The organism is Pseudonocardia yunnanensis (assembly GCF_039534065.1).
GTDB classification, from domain to species: domain Bacteria; phylum Actinomycetota; class Actinomycetes; order Mycobacteriales; family Pseudonocardiaceae; genus Pseudonocardia; species Pseudonocardia yunnanensis.
The window spans coordinates 164,632-181,853 of record NZ_BAAAUS010000019.1 but is presented as its reverse complement, the minus strand read 5'-3'; the positions used below and the strand labels follow the sequence as shown (position 1 = coordinate 181,853).

The window sequence follows — 17,222 nt, the reverse complement described above, 5'->3', positions numbered from 1 at the left end:
GTTCATGCCGCGCTCGAGCCCGCGGCGCGCCTCCTCGTCGAAAGCGATCATCTTCGCCATGGCGACCGTCCTCTCAGGATGGTGGGTGATCGGCACCGGAGCCCGCGACGGCTGGACCTCGGTCCCACCGGCGCCTCTCACCGGACTGGCACTCTCGTGTCGGGAGTGCCAGCAGGAGAGTACACAAAACTGCGTGCACGCAAAATTGCGTGCACGCATGACCGGGCTATGCTCCCGGCATGAACCCGAACGACAGCGGTGGGCTGCGCGAGCGCAAGAAGGTCGCCACCCGCGAGGCCCTCAGCGCGGCCGCGTTGCGCCTCGCGCTGGAGCACGGCGCGGAGAACGTGCGGGTCGAGGACATCGCCGAGGCCGCGGGCGTGTCACCGCGCACCTACAACAACTACTTCTCGAGCAGAGAGCAGGCGATCGTCGCCGCGATCGAGGCGGAGCGCGCCCTGCGGATCGGTGCAGCCCTGAAGGCCCGGCCGGCCGGCGAGCCCTTGGCCGAAGCCGTCGTCGAGACCGTGGTCGAGCAGTACGTCGCGGACGGCGAGCCCGGCGAGGACCTGCTCGCTCTGATCACATCCGCACCGCGGGTGCGTGCCGAGTTCCTCGCCCTGGTCGCCGGGATCGAGCAGCCACTCACATCGGCGATCGCGGCGCGGACCAGCGGCGGTGACGACCTGGCGCCGGCAGTGCTCGGGGCAGCGGTGTCGGCTGCCACCCGGGTGGCAGCCGAGCGCTGGCTGCGCCCACGGCAGGAGACGCAGGAACGGGGCGGCGCGCAGCTCCTCGTCGTTCCCCAAGGATCGCTCGCGGACATTCTTCGGGCGGCGCTCGCACCTCTCGTTCCGGCACTCCAGGCGGCCGACCATCGCCGCCGAACATCGAATCCGGTGGACTGAACGTCGTACTTCTACTCAGGCGACACGTCGATCGGCCTGCGCCGTGCCCGCAGAGCGGCGAGCTGGACGAGGGCGAGGGCGGCCGGTGCGAAGAACAGCCCGATCGACAGCCCCGTGATCCCGACATACACAGCGAGAAGCAGGGCGCACACCACCGTGACCACCCGCGACACGAGCGTCGGCGCGCGCAGTGCGAACGGCACGGCGGTGAGCAGCAGCGGCACCGCCGCGAACGCCAGCAGCACCGAGAGGTCGTCCGGACCGAGGCTCGTCACGAGAACGGCCACCCCGACCTCACCGAGGAGCGCCAGTCCGAGGGCGGTCCGAGCCGTCCAGATATCGAAGCGGTCCGCAGCGTCTCCCCCGCCTGCCATCAGTCCGACGACCACTGCGGCGACGAACAGGGCGAGAAGCACGATGCCGACCACGGTGACCACCGATCGCTTCGGAGCAGGCTTTCCGGGCGTCCTGGAGGAGAAACCGTACTGGCTGTCGAAACACTGCGGCTATCCGCGCCGAATCACTCGATCTTCCGACATCGTGATCACCTGCGGCCCAATCGACGGCCGTAGCAGTCACTCCGGTGCAGCTGCACCGATGTTCTCTGCGTCCGGCATCAGGACGCTTCGGTCCTCTCCAGGCTCCGCACCGCCACAAGCGCAGCCTCCTTCGCCGCGAGGACGTGCAGACGGGCCAGCTCGACGGCTCGGGCCGCGTCGCCGCTCTTGATCGCGGCAAGGATGTCGTCGATCTCGCGGCGGCTCTTCAACTGCCGGCCAGGTGCCCGCAGCGACACTCGCCGCAGCGCGTGGATCCGGGCGTCGATCGACCCCGCCATCTGCTGCAGGATCGGGTTGGCCGTGCCCTCCAGGAGGATCCGGTAGAACTCGCGAGTGGCCTGGAGCTCCACCTCCGGCTCCGGCTCGTCGAGCCGGCGGGTTGCGGCCAGCGCAGCGACCTGCTCGGCGGTGGCGCAACGGACGAAGAGCTCAACGGCAGCCGGCTCCAGCGCGGCACGGACGTCGTAGAGGTGGCCGACCACCTCGGGGGTGAGTACTGCGACCCTCAGCCCGCGGCTCTCCGAGCTCTCCACGAGCCCTTCGGCCTGCAGATGACGCAGTGCCTCGCGAAGCGATGTGCGGCTCACACCGGTGAGCTCGCCCAGCTCCCGCTCGGTGAGCCGCCTCCCAGGAGCGAGGCTGCCCCGCAGGATCGCTTCGCGTACGACGTCGACGACCCGGTCCCGGAGCAACTGCTCCGGGCGCTCGATCCGCATACCAAGGTCCGACGCGGACACGCCACTCCCTCCGAGGGTCTGTATGACCGTCCAGATCCTACCGTCAGCGCCGAAGGCGGCCGGGGGACGAGCGGCGCTTTCGCCAACGAGACTCACGTAAGCGGGCCGCTCGCCCTTCGGAACCGCTAAGCCGCAACCGCGCTGCGAGGGTCCTTCGGCAACAGCGAGCGAATCGTGGCCAGGTCGTCCGCGGTGAACTGTGCCGTCCGCCGCCCACCCGTCTCCCGCTCGTCGACGAATCGCAGGCAGACGTCGTCGAAGCCCAATTCGGCGAGGCGGTTGAGCCGCTCCGCCGCTTCTTCCGGGCCGCAGATGAGGGTGAACGGACCGTCCTCGTCCAGCTTGCGGTTCGGGGCGCGCAGGTCGACGCGGCACGTGGTCGTCATCGCGCGCCGGCCACCCAAGTCCCGGTAGCGCCGAATGCCCTCCCCCATGATCGTGATGTTGGTGAGCCCCGACGAGCTCATCCAGCCGTCGTAGTCGCGCGCAGCCCGCCTGAGGGAGACCGGGCTGCTCCACGCACCGAGCACGAAGCGCGGGCCGCCCTGCGTGCCGGGGAACGGCGGCAGGACAGCGTCGTCGACTTCCTCGCCGTCGAGCAGCCGGCGGATCTTGTCCATGTGTGAATGGAAGATCGTGAACCGGTCGTCGTAGGGCACGTGCACCGCCTGGAACGCACCGCGGAAGGTCGAGCCGGCCCCGACGCCCGCGGTGAACCGCCCATTCGTCAGCGCATGGGTCGTGAGGAGGCGCTGGGCGAGATCAACGGGCTCGCGCAGCGGTACCTGCAGCACCGTCAGGCCGACCTCGATGCTCTCGGTCGCGGCCGCACACAGGACCGACCACTGGAACGGGTCCACCTCGGTGTACTGGCCGCGGTAGTACGACGCATCGCCGTGCCAGATTCCGTCCAGCCCGGCGTCCTCGATCATCTTTGCCCGTGTCATCAGCTCCTTCGCGTCGAGGAGTTTCCCGTTCGCGTCGTTCGGGGGAATATCGATGCCTATGCGCAACTTGCCGTCCTTCCGTGGACAGTCAGCTCTTGACGGCGCCCGTCAACACGCCCTTCGCGAAGTGTCGCTGAAGGAACGGGTAGACGAGCAGGATCGGGACGATGGAGAGCACCAGGATCGCCATCTGAATCGACTCGGTAGGCGGCGGCGCGGTGGTGGCCAGAGGGTCGCTCAACGTCGCGTTCTGGATGACGTACGAACGCACCACCAGTTGCAGCGGCCACATCGTCGCATCATTGAGGTACAGCAAAGCATTGAAGAACGCGTTCCAGTAGCTGACCGCGTAGAAGAGGCCGATGACGGCGAAGACCGCTTTCGAGAGCGGCATCACGATCAGCCGCAAGGTGGCGATCTCCCCCGCACCATCGATGCGGGCCGCCTCCATGAGCTCCCTCGGCAGCCCCATGAAGAACGCACGCATGACGATCACGTTGAACCCGTTCACCGCCACTGGAAGGATCAGGGACCAGTACGAGTCAAGCAGCCCGACCTGCTGGATCACCAGGTAGTTGGGGATGATCCCTGGGGCGAAGAGCAAGGTGGCGAGCACCGTCAGCAGCAGCGGCCGGTGCCCGAAGCTCTCCGGCCTGCTCAGCGCGTACGCCAGCGTCGCCGTGCAGGCCAGGCTGATGAGCGTGCCCACCACTGTGATCACCAGGCTCACGACGAACGCCCTGGTCACGACGCCGCCCTCGAAGAGGGACTCATACGCTCGCAGGCTCGGGTTGTCCGGGAACAGCACGAATCCCCCGGCCTGGCTCACCTGCGCCTGGTCCGCGAGGCTCGTCGACACGACACTGACGAACGGGATCACGACGAAGGCACACAGGATCGTCAGCACGATCCCCTTCAGCACTCTTGCGGCCATGGACGGCGGCGGCATCCCGCCCACGAGCACAGGCCGCCGCTTCCGGCGCGGCGGAGGAGCTGTCGTGGTGCTCGGCCGAGCGATGGTCGTGGTCATCGGGAGCTCCTGGAATCGTAGAGGCCGGGTTCACCGAACATGTGAGCGACCTTGTTGGCGCCGAGCACGAGAACGACGCCGACGATGCCTTTCAGGAGCCCGACGGCGGCCGCGGCGCCCCAGTTGCCGCCGATGATCCCGTTGTTGTAGACGTAGGTGTCGAGTACTTCGCTGGCCCGGATTCCCACCGCAGGTTGTTGCAACAGGATCTGCTCGAACCCGACGTTCAAAGCCTCACCCAATCGAAGGATGAGGAGCAGGATGATGATGGAGCGCAGGCCCGGCAGTGTGATGTGCCACAATTGCCGCCATCGGCTCGCGCCATCCACACTAGCTGCCTCATACAGCCCGACGTCAATCCGGGAAAGTGCAGCAAGAAAGAGGATGGTAGCCCACCCGGTGTCCTTCCAGATCACCTGCGAAGTGATGAGGGCGAAGAACCAGTCCTCGTTCCCGATGATGTTCATCGTGGCGAGGTTCGCCCCCCGCAACGCGTTGTTGATGATTCCGGTTCCGCCGAGCAACTGCTGGGTGATGGCCACGACCATCACCCAGGACAGGAAGTGCGGCATGTAGAGGATCGACTGGACCAGCCGCTTCCATCGCTCGCCCAGCATGCTGTTGAGCAGCAGCGCCACGATGATCGGCGCCGGGAAGACCAGAACGACTTGGATCAACGTGATGATCAGCGTGTTCGTCAGGGCGTTCAGAAAGAGCGGGTCGGCGAGGATGCGGAAGTTGTCGAACCCCACCCACGAGCTTTCGGAGATGCCGAGGAAGGGTTGGAAGTCCTGAAATGCGATCACGTTCCCGAGCAGCGGAACGTAACGAAACAACAGGATGATCAAAATTCCGGGAACGGCCAGCACCAGCAGGATCCGATCTCGGCGGATCCGGTGGACAACCCTCTCGGTGAATCTCGACGATCTTACCGTCGGATGACCTGCAGCTGTCACGCCAACTCCTTTGTCGAGCGCCTCACCCAATTTCTGCAACGCCGGGACCTCGTGGCGACCGGCGGCCGGCAGTGCCGGCGGAAGTCACGAGCGCCGGATCGGGCTCCCCTCACCGAGGACCAGATCCGTGTGCTCCCCCACCTGCGGCGCGGGTCTCGGGGCAGGTGGCAGGTGGCCTTCGAAGACGAGCGGAAATCCCTTACGGCGCACCGGACCGTCGAGGAACACCCGATGTCGGATGAAATGCGTGTCCCGCGCGCGATCTTCGGCGTTCAGCACCGGGACGCACGGGACAGTTATCGCGCCCAGGATGCGCACGCATTCGTCGCGCGACCGCGCGCCTGTCCACGCGGCGATGGCCTGGTCAATGCGCCGGGCATCATCGCCGTTCCCCCTCCAGTCGGCACCGATCCGATCCAGCCCGACGACGGCCGCGAGGGCCGCGCGCTGTTCGTCGGTGAAGCAGGCGATGGCCACCCACCGGTCGACACCCGAGCACGGGTACACGTCGTGTGGAGCGGCGCCCGGGCGCCGGTTGCCGGTGGGTCCGGCGATCCGGCCCGTCGCCAGGAATGCCTCGATCTGGTCGGACAAGGTCCAGGAGACGGTCTCGCGCTGCGCGACGTCCACGTAGGTGGACACACGGCGGTTCCAGCAGTAGGCCACGAGGGCGGCACCGAAGAGGGATACGAGCTGGTCCGGGTAGTTCACGTCCACCGATGACCATGTGGGTGGGCCGTCTTCGTACCCGGTGAGGGAGGCGAGCCCCGACAGCATGTCGAGCGTCGATCCGTAGGAGCGCGACAGCGCCTCGGGGCCGTCCTGTCCCTGGCTGGACAGCGAAAGATAGATCAAGTCGGGATTGACTTTCCGCAGAGACGCGTAGTCCACGCCGAGGCGCTTCGTCACTCCGACGCGGAAGTTCTCGATGACTACGTCGGCGCCGGCGACAAGACGGCGGAACTCCTCCCTGCCCTCGTCTGACTTCAGGTCGAGTGTCACGCCGAGCTTGCCGGCATTGTTCGACTCGAACACCGGCGAGACTGTGTCGCCCTCCTGCGGCAGCTTCTCGGCCGGCGTACCCGCAATGACCCACTTGCGGAACGGGTCGGGCCGTTCCTTGGCCTCGACCTTGATGACAGTGGCGCCGTAATCAGCCAGCAGTCGTCCCGTGGCGGCGCCGGCCGTGATCGTGCCGAGGTCCAGGACGACCATGCCGTCCAGCGGCCCGGCCGTCGGGTCAGCGGCGTCAGCCGCTGCTCGGCTGGCGGCCTGCGTATGCGGCGTCGCCCGAGTACCGAGCAGCTGGGCCGTGTGCTGGCCCAGTGCGGGCACGTCCCCCGTCCTCCACGGCAGCTCTGCGGACGTGAAGAACTTCCCCAACGTCGGAGACGGGATACCGGGCTGCGGTTCCGGGATGAAGCCACGGGCGCGGTAGTGCGCCGACGCGGTGAGGTCGGCCATGTCGGTGCTGATGCCGAAGGCCAGGCCGAGCCCTTGCGCCTCCTTGTAGATCTGATCGCGCGTCCGGACAGCCGCCCATTCCTCGATCACCGGCCACCACTCCTCCACCGACTCGTCGCGGGAAGGCTCGTCGGCGAAGCGGGGATCAGCCAGTCGCGGGTCACCGACCAGTTCGATCATGGATTCCCACTGGTCGGGCTGGTAGATGACGCCCGCCCAGCCGTCGAGTGCCGGGACCATCCGCCACCGGCCGCGCCGAACGCCGCCCCGGCGCGGGGTCACGCCGGTGACCGCATGCGCGATATCACTCTTCCAGTCGATGTAAGCGGCGACGTCCGAGAGGGCGACGTCGGCGACGTCGCCGCTGTGACCCTGCCGCACGCGTTCGAGCGCGAGCATTGCGCCGAAGAACCCGACGAACCCGGCCGCGTACGCTGCCTGCTCTCCACCGAGGCTCAGCGGACGCCGATTCGGCTCACCGATCATGACGGCCAAGCCACCGAACGACTCGGCGAGCATGCTGTCAGGACGGTGGACCGACCAGGGGTTGTCGAGCCCGAACCCTGTCACCGACATCGTCACCAGCTCCGGCCAGCGCTCCCGCCTGGCCTCGCCCATCAAGGACAGAGCGGCCGCCTGGTCAGCGTGGAGGTCGCTGATGACCACGTCGGCGGTCGCGATCAGCGCCATCGCGCTGTGCCGGCCCTCGGCGGTGTCGAGGTCGATAGCGACGCTCTGCTTCCCCGCATTGAGGGCCGCGAACCCGAACGCCATGACGTCCGGGCCGGAACCGGACGTGTCACGGGTGCCTCGCAGGTAGTCCCCGGTGGGTGGCTCGCATTTCACGACTTCGTGTCCGAGGCCGGCGAAGAGTCGCCCTGCCACCGGTCCGGCCACGCCCTGGGCCAGCTCGACCACCCTCAGGACCCGGGCCGGCTCACCCATGTCTGCCACCGCCGGCGCCTTGCCCGGGGTTACGCCGGCCTTGGGCGAAGGCACTCAACCCGTCTCCCACGGCGCTCGTACGGGAGCGGATCTGAGTTCCGACGTTCTCCCCGTACTCGAGGGCGGCGGTCCAGTCGGTGATATGCATCGGCACTTCCCAGAGCGCCTTCTTGCACCATGTGAGCGTGACCGCGTCGTGCTGCGCGATGTCGACAGCCAGCGCCAGCGCTTCGTCCTGCAGCTCGGCCGGGTCCACAGCCAGGTTCACCAGACCCCACTCCTGTGCGGTGCGACCGCTGATCCGCCTGCCGGTGAGCACCATCCACGCCGCCCGCTTCGGGCCCAGCCGCAGCTGTGTCGAGGGGCCGGCGAGTCCCGGGTACAAGCCGAACCCGATCTCCGGCATCCCGATCTCCGCACTGGCCGAGGCCAGCGCCAGATCCGCACTGTTGATCAACGTCACGCCGCCGCCGAGAGCGAACCCGTTCACCGCCGCGATCACGATCGCCGGGTGCCGGCGGATAGTCTCCTGCACCGCGATCCAGGGGTGGTCCCCGTCCAGCGCATTCTGCGCCGGTCCGGCCGCATCGACCTCCTTCAGATCGACCCCGGCACAGAACGCCGGCCCGGCTCCCGTCAACACGATCACACGGGCCGCGCCGCGACACCGGTCCAGAGCCTCGATCAGCTCCTTGCGCGCCTGACGGCTCATGGCGTTCCGCTTCTCGGGACGGTTGAGCGTGATGCGGGCGACGCCGTCGCTCAGGAACTCGAGCAGAACCAACGGCACATCGACAACGTCCTGAGGAGGATTCGAGATGGTCACGGCGTCACTTCGCCAGTCTGAACGTCGCCACGGTGCGGCTGCCCACCTGGTTGAAATCGAGCTCGACATCGGCGTCGATGGTGAGCCGCTCCACAGGGTCGGTGACCGTGCCGATGAAGAACGGCCCCTCCTCCAGCCTGATGAAAGCGATCACGTACGGCCGTTCGTCGTCGAACGCTGCGAAGTAGTTCTGGTGCATCCGGATCCAGGACCACAACGTGCCCCGGCCACTGGCCGCTTTCCACGTGTACTTCGGCGACAAACAACGGGGGCATACCGGCGACTCCGGAAACCACGCCGTGCCGTCGTCTTCGCAGAACTGCACGCGCAGCTCCCCCGCCGCCAGGCCTTCCCAGTAAGGGCGGTTGGCAGGCGTCACAGCCGGTAGGAGCCGCTCGAACGCATCGATGTCCACAGATGTCCCTTCCTCAGGCCGCGGTGAACACGTGTGAGGTGACGATGGGGGATGCGCACATGTACTGCACGGCATCGCAGCCCGCAACCTGCCGTTCACCCGCTTCGCCTCGGACCTGTTTGACCGCCTCGACATGCAGCGCCCAGCCCTGCATGTAGCTCTCGGCCGTATGCCCGCCGGACGTGTTCATCGGCCGATCCCCGTCGAACCCGATATCGTGTTCACGCACCCATTCCCACGCCGTCCCCCGATCGGCATGCCCGAACCCCTCCAAGGTGAACAGAATCGTCGGCAGGAAGTTGTCGTACACCTCCAGCGCTTTCATATCCTCCGGACGCAGCCCGGACTGCTGGTACACCCGCCCCGCGACGTCCGTGCAGGCGTCGAAGAAGAAGTCCGTGCTCGTGTAAAAGTTCGTCAGCTCCGCCATCCCGGCCGTCGCGGCCACCCGCACCGGCGGCTTGGCCAGTGCCCTGGCACGTTCCATCGTGGTCACGATGAATGCGACGCCGCCGTCGTTGATGATGCAGTAGTCGAACAACCGCATCGGTTCGGCAATGAACCGGGATCCCATGTACTGCTCGTGGGTGATCTCTTCCTGGAAGACGGCCAGGGGGTTGCGGGTGGCATTGCGCCGGTTGTTGATGGCCAGCGGGGCGAGGGCGTCTTCGGGCGCCCCGTACAGGTGGCGGTACCGCTGGTACATCATGGAGACGTACGCGCCCGGCGACGTCATTCCGTACATCGCGTCGTAGCCCGCCGTGGGGCCCGCGCCTTCTCCGGCTCCCTCGCCGCCGTACTTCATCTGTGCGGAACGCCCGTTGTTCCCGTACACGCACGCCACGACCTCGGCCGCCCCGCTCGAGATCAATGCCACGGCATTCTGGAGGGCGACACCGCTCATCCGACCGGAGCCCTCGAGCTCCTGCACGAAGCGGGGATGATGGATCCCGAGCACGTCGGCCATCCGGTTGTAGCCGACCCGCGAGACCAGGAGACCGTCGAGCTCCTCCTTCGCCATCCCGGCGTCGTCGAGAGCGAGCCGTAGTGCCTCGGCGCCGAGAGCGTGCGCGTCCCGCTGCACACCTTTCTCCAGAAACAGCTCCCGATGGTTTGTCTGACCGACGCCCACGACCGCAATCTCACGCGAACCGACCGCACCGCTCATTCGGCGTCCTCGTCCGGCAGACATCCCACTAGAACCACAGCCATTCCTTTCGTCGTGTCAACGCTTTGCCGTACCCGCCTACCTCGACGCCGCGAATACCTCTTGGTACTCCTGTGCGATCCGGTCGCCGCCCTGCGCCTTCCACGTCCGGACCGCGTCGTCCCAGGTCGACAGGGGCTGGTTACCCTTCATGATCTCTGCCTGGGCATCGCCGATCGCCCGTTCGAGGGTGGCCCACTTCCGCCCCTCGGTCTCCGAGTAGAGGCCAAGGCTGGCGTTGGCCACCGAGGTCTCCATCATCGACTTCTCGATCTCGTACTGCTTCCTGACCGAATCGGCGATTCCGGGTGTGTACAACACACGCGGCGGACACGCGATGTAGGGAAGCCCGAACCCGGTGAACTCCGCCTTGCCGAGCGGCGTGATCACCGGGTCACCGCCCGCACCGTCGGAGTTCCAGTGCGTGCCCTCGGAACCGAAGTTGATGAACCTGTACTCTTCCGAGCCGAACGGCGTGGCCAGGTAGTTGGCAATCTCGAGCAGTGTCTTGATGCGCTCGGGTTCACTCTGCTTGATAGCTGTGATGCTGAAGGCAGGCGTCCGCTGCCAGGCGCGGGCGTCCGTGTCCGCCGCGTACGGCACCGGCTTGGCCCCACCGATCCTCATCTTGTCGCTGATGCTCAGGTTGAAGAACCGCGGCAGCGATGTGAGGCCGCCGGGGATCCCCATCACTGCACGCCCGATCGCCATGTTCGTCACGAAATCGACCGTGGCACCGCTGAACGCCTCGGGATGCACGTAGCCGTCCTTGACCAGGCCGGCACATACACTGATCGCTTCCTTCGTCCGCTCATCCGCGTGATAGCTCGTGAACGTTCCGTTGTTCTCCGACCACACGTTCCCGACGCCCATGCACTGGAGCACGTAGGCGAAGGTTCCAGCCGGAGCCTTGGCAGTGGGCTCCACCACGTGTGTGAGCGCCCACTGGCTGTTCCTCGGGTCGTTGACCGCCTTGACGAGGTCCAGGAACTCGTCAAACGTCCCGAATGTCGCACTGAGACCCTTGCCCTCGATGATGTCGTCGCGCGTGAAGAGGTAGTTCACCATCTTGTACGCCGGGATAGGGATCCCATATATCCCGCCGTTGTACATCACCGAGGTATCCCAGAAATACCCTGGAATGTTCGCAAGGAAGGGATAGTCTTTCACCTTGTCGCCGGCCAGGAACGGCGCCAGATCCTGAAACTTCGCCTTCAGAAGGTCCGGAAAGGACGGCGGGTAGGTCTGGAACTGGACGAAGTCGGGGATGTCGTTGCCGGCCAGCACGGTGGGGAGCTTCGAACCGTAGTCCCCGGCCGGAACCTGCTGCATCTTCAGGTTCACGCCGAGCCGCTGATTCACCTCCTGCCAGTAACGGTTGTTCTCGACGCCAGGCACGATCGGGTCGTAGGTGAGGACCATCGCGCTCACGTCACTGCCGTCACCGGGCACACCCTCGGTGAGCTTCATGGGGTTGCTCGGATACTTCAGGTAGGTGTCGGCCAGGCCGAAGTCGTTGCCCGGCAGGTCGGCCGGCGGCTTGTTCGCATACGGAACGTACGTCGGTGTGACGGCCCTGCCCTGGGAAGCCCCGCCAGGCGCCGACCCACCACCACCACATGCCGACAGGAGCCCAGCCGCCCCCAGCATCGCGGCGCCCGTCAGACCGGCCCGCAGAAACGATCGTCGATCCACCCCGTTGTGTATCGGCATTGACGAATCCTCCAACCCTCAGAGATCTCCCGTGGACGCGAAAGGCGCGCTCCTTTTCAGGGCACGCCAATATCGGCCATTGCGCATGGCGTCGGCCGGGCCGAAGAGCAGTCATCAGACGGTAGTACGTATGACGTAGTACGAGATTTGATGTTCCACCGTGGACATCGGCGCTGTCAAGCGATCCCTGGGAAGACCGTCTCCGCTGCTGGCCCATGGGGGACGAGCGCGGGTTGCCGCGGTCTGCCGAGCTGTCGGGCGATCGGGCTTCCGCGACGGATGACCTAGGCGGCGCGACGGGCGTCGCATGTGGTCGGCGCACCGCTTCTCCGCAGGTCGGACGGCATGAGCGAAGGCAGCCCGCGCTTCCACGGCACGGAAGTCGCATAGCAGAGGCGTGCCGCTCGCAATTACCGTCGATCCGGACCGACGGTGCAGGGCCCCGCCGCCGGCACCCGGAAGCCGGACGCTGATTGCGGATCCGGCACCCGCCACTCACACCGTGCGGCAGCCCCATGTGCGCCGCGGCGACGGGAGGGACCCACGTTGTTCGAAGCCCTCATCGACCCCACGGCAGGTGCAACCCTGTCCGGCGGCGCCACCGCGCTCGCGCCCCGCCCCGCCGATTTGCACGGACGCACGGTCGGGCTGCTGGCCAACACCAAGCGCAACGCCGAGCAGTTCCTGGACGCGGTCGCCGACCTGCTCGCCGCCGAGCACGGGACGGCGGACGTGGTGCGCCGCCGCAAGCTCAGCATCACCGACCCGGTGCCCGCCGACACGCTGGCCGAGCTCGTCGCGGCGTGCGACGTGGTCGTTGTCGGGGTCGGTGACTGCGGCTCGTGCAGCGCCTCCGCCGTCGCCGACGGGTTGGCGCTCGAGGCTGCAGGAGTGCCGGCCGTCGTGATCTGCAGCGACGCGTTCACCGTGAGTGCCGACGCGATGGCGCGGCTGCAGGGCAGCCCCGGCTATGGCTACATCACCACCGCGCACCCGGTCGCCCCGCTCGACGCCGACGGTGTCCGCGAGCGGGCACGGCTAGCCCTGCCGGAGATCGTCGGGACGCTGACGACGGACGGCGCGGCGGCGGCGTGACTCTCGACTCGGCGCTCGAGCAGGACACCGAACGGCTCGACTACGCCCGACGCTTCGTCGAGCACGCGTACGAGCAGGGCTGGACCGACGGACTGCCGGTCGTTCCGGTGACGGCGGAGGTGGTGGAGGAGTTCCTGGCCGCCACGCCCCGGGCCCGCACCGAGATCGTCGCCGCGATGCCGAACCTCGACCGCGCCTGCACGGTGGAGCAGGCGGCGGTGAACGCAGCCATGGCCGGCTGTCTACCGGTCCACTTCCCGGTCGTCCTCGCCGCGTGGGACGCGCTGATGGGCGAGCGGGTCGTCACCGGAGGAGCGTGGCAGAGCACGAGCGGGCCGGCGCCGCTGATCATCGTCAACGGCCCGGTCCGGGGCGAGCTCGGGATCAACTGTGCCGGCGGGGTGCTCGGTCCCGGATTCCGGGCCAACGCCACGATCGCCAGGGCGGTCGGCCTCATCGTGCGCAACGTCCTGGGGGTCCGCCCGCAGGAGCTGGAGCAGGCCACGCAGGGCGTGCCCGGGCGGTGGTCGCTGTGCATCGGGGAGAACGAGGAGGAGAGCCCCTGGGAGTCGCTCGCGGTTGAGCTGGGACTGCCGGCAGGTGCGGACGCGGTGACGGCGCTGCTCCTGCGCACCTGCGAGTTCGTGGACAACCGGCACACCACGGTCGCCGAGGAGGTGCTGTGGGACCTGTGCGACACGGTCTCGCGCACCGGAGCGGCGATCGGGCGGCACTCCTCGGCGGGCCTCGTCCTCGGGGTGGAGCACGCCCAGTTGCTGGCCGGCGCCGGCTACACCAAGGCCGACGTGCAGCAGTGGATGTACGAGCACGCGGTGCGCAGCCACGCGGACCTGGAGCGTGCGGGCAAGGGCCTCGGCCGCATGGAGGGCCCGGGCATCGACGCACACGGACTACACATGCTCGCCGCGCCCGAGCAGCTGCTCGTCGTCGTGGCCGGGGCGCGCAACGCCGCGATGTCGATGGTCGTGCGGCCTTTCGGGTTCGGGGGCTGGTCACGCACGGCACATCCGGTCGACCGGGTCCGCATGGGAGGACCGACCTCGTGACGATCGACGAAACCGCCCTCGCCGGACTACGCGCCACCCTCGCCGCCGACGACTACGCCATGGAGATGCACCAGGACGACACCGGGGTCCAGGTGCGGATCACCGCAGGGCCCGAGGCGTGCGCCGACTGCCTGGTGCCCAAGCCGATCATGCGCAGCATCCTGCACGGCGCGCTCGGCGTGCCGGAGGAGGCGATCGGGCTGGTCTACCCCGGCGACGACCCCGGAGCGCGACCGTGACAGGTCGTGGTCCCGGAGGCGCCGGCCCGGGCCGTGATGCGAAGGATGTGCCGCGGGACGCGTTGCGCGACTCGCCATTGCGACGGTTGCTGCTCCTGCTGGAGTCCTTCGACCCGCAGCACGACGAGCTGACCCTCACCGAGCTGAGCAAGCGCTCCGGGCTGCCGCTCACCACCACCCACCGCATGATCGGCGAGCTGACGGCGGCGGGCATACTGGAACGCACGGCGGCGGGCCGCTATCACGTGGGCCTGCGGCTGTGGGAGACCGCCGCGCTCGCCCCGCGGGCGCTCGGCATGCGTGAGACCGCGTTCCCGTTCCTCGAGGACCTCTTCCTGGCGACACGGGAGAACGTCCTGCTCGCCGTGCGCGACGGCGACGAGATGGTGTTCGTGGAGCGGCTCTCCGCGCCGCGGGCGATACCGGTGCTGTCCTTCCTCGGCAGGCGCCGCTCGCTACACGCGTCCAGCTCCGGTCTGGTGCTGCTCGCCTACGCGGAGCCGGCACTGCAGGAGCAGGTGTTCGCAGGCCCGCTGCGCCGCTACACCTCGCGGACGCTGGTCGATCCGACGGTGCTGCGCGCAGAGCTGGACCGCATCCGCCGGTGCGGGCACGCCATCTCCGAGGGCCACATGTCGCTGTCGGCGGTGTCCGTCGCCGCGCCGGTCAGGGACGAGACCGACACCGTCACCGCGTCCCTCACCGTCGTGCTGGCCGGGAGCAGTGCCGACGCGCGCCGCCTCGTGCCGGCGGTGGTGGCCGCGGCCCGCGGAGTCTCCCGTGCCCTCGGTGCCCCGAGCGCCCAACGCAGCCGCAGGCTCCGCGGGGGGCGCCGGCCGGTGGCGCCCTTCTGATCGCGGGTGCTGCGCGCGGCCGCCCCCCTGACCGACGTTCGACACCGCACGAGACGGGAGCACACGTGGAGATCTCGCTGGAGGGCAAGGTCGCCCTCGTCACCGGGGCAGGCCCCAACATCGGCAGCGGAATCGCATTGGCCCTCGCCCGCTACGGCGCGACGGTGGCCTGCAACGACATCGATCCCGCCGCAGCGAAGGCCTGCGTGGACCGGATCGAGTGCAACGGCGGCCGGGCGATCGCGGTGCCGGGCGACGTCACCGACGAGCAGCAGGTGATCGCTTACGTGCAGCGGGTGATCGACGAGCTCGGACAGATCGACATCCTGGTCAACAACGCCGCGCTGCTCGGTGGCAAGGGCGTGCTCGACGAGAGCGCGGAGTTCTTCTCCCGCGCCGTGCAGGTGGCGGCGATGGGCAACTTCCTCAACACCAAGTACGTCGGGCGGCACATGGCCGAGCGCGGCATCCGCGGCTCGATCGTCGCGATCTCCTCGTCGAACGGCTGGTCCGGGTCCGCAGGCGTGATCGCCTATGCCTTCCACAAGGGCGGGGTGAACAACTTCGTCCGGGCCGCGGCGATGGACCTCGCGCCGTACGGGATCCGTGTGAACAGCTACACGCCCACTGCCCCGACCCCGGACAACCCCACGCTGATCGCCGAGCGCGGCGCGGGCGGTGTGCTCGACCGGCCCCGCACCGGCATCGGCGGCGCCACGGGCGACGAGGAGTGGCGCAGGCCCTCACGGTGGACGGGCGAGCGGCCCCCGATGGCCCCGATGGGCAGCACCGGCACTCCCACGGACATCGGGCACTGCGTGGCGTGGCTCTCCTCGGATTACGCGCGCCTCATCACCGGCTGCGACTTCGTGGTCGATGGTGGCGCACGGGCGAAGAACTTCGCCTACTTCCCCGGCCCCGCCGCCGACCTCGCCGGACCTTCGCCGGTGATCCCGCTCGACGTGACAGGCGAGCTGGACCGGGAGCCGACGTAATAACGCGCAGGCAGGACCTCACAACGCGAGGAGGGGTGGCTCTTCACCGAAGTACAGCCCGCCGGCCATCTCCCAGATTCGCGTCTGACCCAGAATGTGTTGGACCAGGGTGTTCAGATCGCGCAGTTGGCGTTCCAGCGGGCACCCTTTCTGAATGGCCGCGGTGCCGACCGTGTCCACCAGCAGTTGCACCGCAGTACGGCATGTCGTCACCGTGTGCACGAAACAGCCCGCGAGCTGACCTCGCAGTTCGAAGGACGGCTCGTCGCCTGCTTCGAGCGTGGCCCACAAGGTGGCGGCAGTGTCGTACGCGTAGCTGCGAGCCGCGCCGACCATGGCTCGGGCCCGGGCGATCCCGGCCCGGACGCGGGGTTCGTCCCTGGCCGGGATCATCTCGGGCATCGACACCTTGCCCGCGATAATGCCGGTGGCCACGTCGCAGGCTTCGAGGGCGACACCCAGCGGCACGCCCACGAAGTTGACCACGAACATCCCGCGCCAGGCGTAGAGGGTGCCGGACCGATGGTTCTGGCCGTACACCCAGGTGTTCTCGGCGGGCACGAACGTGTCGGTGATCGTGTAGTCGTGGCTGCCGCTTCCGGCCAGGCCGCCCGGGTTCCAGGTATCCAGCACCTGCCATTGTGCCGCCGGCAGCATCGCTATCCGCTGTTCCGACACGCCGTCGGCCGACGTTCGAGGTGACCCCTTCTCGGTGACGCGAGCACCGCCCAGGATGACGTCGGCATGCGTCGAGCCGCTGCCGAACGACCATCGGCCCGACAGCCGGTAGCCGCCGTCGCACACCTCGAGAGTGCCCGCCGGAACGACCCAGCCGGCCGTGATCGCATCCAGGTCGGGGTAGAGCGACCGGGCGGTTGCGTCGTCGAGGAAGCCACTGAAGTAGCCGCTGTCGGAGCCGATCATCGCGCACCAGCCAACCGACGCATCCGCTCGCGACAGCGTCTCGATGATCTCGATCTGCGTGCAGATGTCCAGCTCGGGCCCGCCCCACGCCTCAGGCATCGACATCCGGAACACCCCGGTGGACCGAAGTGCGTCGACGACCGGTGCGGTCAGGCGGCGAGCGGCCTCCACCTCGGACGCGGACTCCCGCAACAGTGGCCCGATCTCGCCGGCTCTCGCACGGATGGCGGGACCATCCAATGCCGGGCCGCCGTCAGCTTTCGCCATTGCACAATTCGGGATTCATGCGGTGGAGCCGAGCCAATCGGACAGAATTCGATAATCCGGCCGACGCCCTGAA

The 17,222-nt window shown here is 68.0% G+C and carries 17 protein-coding genes; 6 read left to right on the top strand and 11 right to left on the bottom strand.

Annotation, left to right across the window (positions count from 1 at the left end):
• Positions 1-239: 239 nt before the first annotated feature.
• Complete coding sequence (locus ABD743_RS18790) at positions 240-908, top strand: TetR/AcrR family transcriptional regulator (RefSeq protein ID WP_344723398.1); 669 nt, start codon at positions 240-242, stop codon at positions 906-908.
• A gap of 11 nt (positions 909-919) precedes the next feature.
• Here the strand turns inward: ABD743_RS18790 and ABD743_RS18785 are convergent, their stop codons facing one another.
• From ABD743_RS18785 to ABD743_RS18740, 10 genes are all read right to left on the bottom strand, one after another.
• Positions 920-1,345, bottom strand: a complete 426-nt coding sequence (locus ABD743_RS18785; protein ID WP_344723396.1) for a hypothetical protein — start codon at positions 1,343-1,345, stop codon at positions 920-922.
• Positions 1,346-1,524: 179 nt separating this feature from the next.
• Positions 1,525-2,205 (bottom strand): GntR family transcriptional regulator, encoded by a 681-nt coding sequence (locus ABD743_RS18780; RefSeq protein ID WP_344723395.1) that lies wholly within the window; start codon positions 2,203-2,205, stop codon positions 1,525-1,527.
• 125 nt (positions 2,206-2,330) lie between these two features.
• Positions 2,331-3,218, bottom strand: coding sequence for an LLM class flavin-dependent oxidoreductase (locus tag ABD743_RS18775; protein WP_344723394.1), 888 nt, complete (start codon positions 3,216-3,218; stop codon positions 2,331-2,333).
• Between the two features lie 22 nt (positions 3,219-3,240).
• Positions 3,241-4,182 (bottom strand): carbohydrate ABC transporter permease, encoded by a 942-nt coding sequence (locus ABD743_RS18770; protein ID WP_344723393.1) that lies wholly within the window; start codon positions 4,180-4,182, stop codon positions 3,241-3,243.
• Complete coding sequence (locus ABD743_RS18765) at positions 4,179-5,138, bottom strand: ABC transporter permease (RefSeq protein WP_344723392.1); 960 nt, start codon at positions 5,136-5,138, stop codon at positions 4,179-4,181. The genes ABD743_RS18770 and ABD743_RS18765 overlap by 4 nt, the downstream gene beginning before the upstream one ends.
• A gap of 84 nt (positions 5,139-5,222) precedes the next feature.
• Positions 5,223-7,547 carry a CaiB/BaiF CoA-transferase family protein gene (locus ABD743_RS18760; protein ID WP_344723391.1) on the bottom strand — a complete coding sequence of 775 codons (2,325 nt, stop codon included), beginning with the start codon at positions 7,545-7,547 and terminating at the stop codon, positions 5,223-5,225.
• Positions 7,540-8,373 carry an enoyl-CoA hydratase/isomerase family protein gene (locus ABD743_RS18755; RefSeq protein ID WP_344723390.1) on the bottom strand — a complete coding sequence of 278 codons (834 nt, stop codon included), beginning with the start codon at positions 8,371-8,373 and terminating at the stop codon, positions 7,540-7,542. Before ABD743_RS18755 ends, ABD743_RS18760 begins: the two co-directional genes overlap by 8 nt.
• A gap of 4 nt (positions 8,374-8,377) precedes the next feature.
• Positions 8,378-8,788: a Zn-ribbon domain-containing OB-fold protein gene (locus ABD743_RS18750; RefSeq protein WP_344723389.1), complete on the bottom strand. Its 411-nt coding sequence runs from the start codon at positions 8,786-8,788 to the stop codon at positions 8,378-8,380.
• Between the two features lie 13 nt (positions 8,789-8,801).
• Positions 8,802-9,956: a thiolase family protein gene (locus tag ABD743_RS18745; protein WP_344723388.1), complete on the bottom strand. Its 1,155-nt coding sequence runs from the start codon at positions 9,954-9,956 to the stop codon at positions 8,802-8,804.
• A gap of 78 nt (positions 9,957-10,034) precedes the next feature.
• Positions 10,035-11,708: an extracellular solute-binding protein gene (locus tag ABD743_RS18740; protein ID WP_344723387.1), complete on the bottom strand. Its 1,674-nt coding sequence runs from the start codon at positions 11,706-11,708 to the stop codon at positions 10,035-10,037.
• Positions 11,709-12,254: 546 nt separating this feature from the next.
• On the opposite strand from ABD743_RS18740, the gene ABD743_RS18735 reads away from it, so the two are divergent.
• The 5 genes from ABD743_RS18735 to ABD743_RS18715 all read left to right on the top strand — a co-directional run bounded on the left by ABD743_RS18735 (position 12,255) and on the right by ABD743_RS18715 (position 15,958).
• Complete coding sequence (locus ABD743_RS18735; RefSeq protein WP_344723386.1) at positions 12,255-12,803, top strand: UGSC family (seleno)protein; 549 nt, start codon at positions 12,255-12,257, stop codon at positions 12,801-12,803.
• Positions 12,800-13,870, top strand: coding sequence for a hypothetical protein (locus ABD743_RS18730; protein WP_344723385.1), 1,071 nt, complete (start codon positions 12,800-12,802; stop codon positions 13,868-13,870). The genes ABD743_RS18735 and ABD743_RS18730 overlap by 4 nt, the downstream gene beginning before the upstream one ends.
• Positions 13,867-14,109, top strand: coding sequence for a hypothetical protein (locus ABD743_RS18725; RefSeq protein ID WP_344723384.1), 243 nt, complete (start codon positions 13,867-13,869; stop codon positions 14,107-14,109). Before ABD743_RS18730 ends, ABD743_RS18725 begins: the two co-directional genes overlap by 4 nt.
• Positions 14,106-14,963, top strand: a complete 858-nt coding sequence (locus ABD743_RS18720) for an IclR family transcriptional regulator (protein ID WP_344723383.1) — start codon at positions 14,106-14,108, stop codon at positions 14,961-14,963. Before ABD743_RS18725 ends, ABD743_RS18720 begins: the two co-directional genes overlap by 4 nt.
• Before the next feature lie 65 nt (positions 14,964-15,028).
• A complete protein-coding gene (locus ABD743_RS18715; protein ID WP_344723382.1) occupies positions 15,029-15,958 on the top strand; it encodes an SDR family NAD(P)-dependent oxidoreductase in 930 nt (309 codons plus the stop codon).
• An 18-nt stretch (positions 15,959-15,976) separates the two neighbouring features.
• Here the strand turns inward: ABD743_RS18715 and ABD743_RS18710 are convergent, their stop codons facing one another.
• On the bottom strand, positions 15,977-17,149 hold the full coding sequence (locus ABD743_RS18710) for an acyl-CoA dehydrogenase family protein (protein ID WP_344723381.1): 1,173 nt from the start codon (positions 17,147-17,149) through the stop codon (positions 15,977-15,979).
• Positions 17,150-17,222 lie beyond the last annotated feature (73 nt).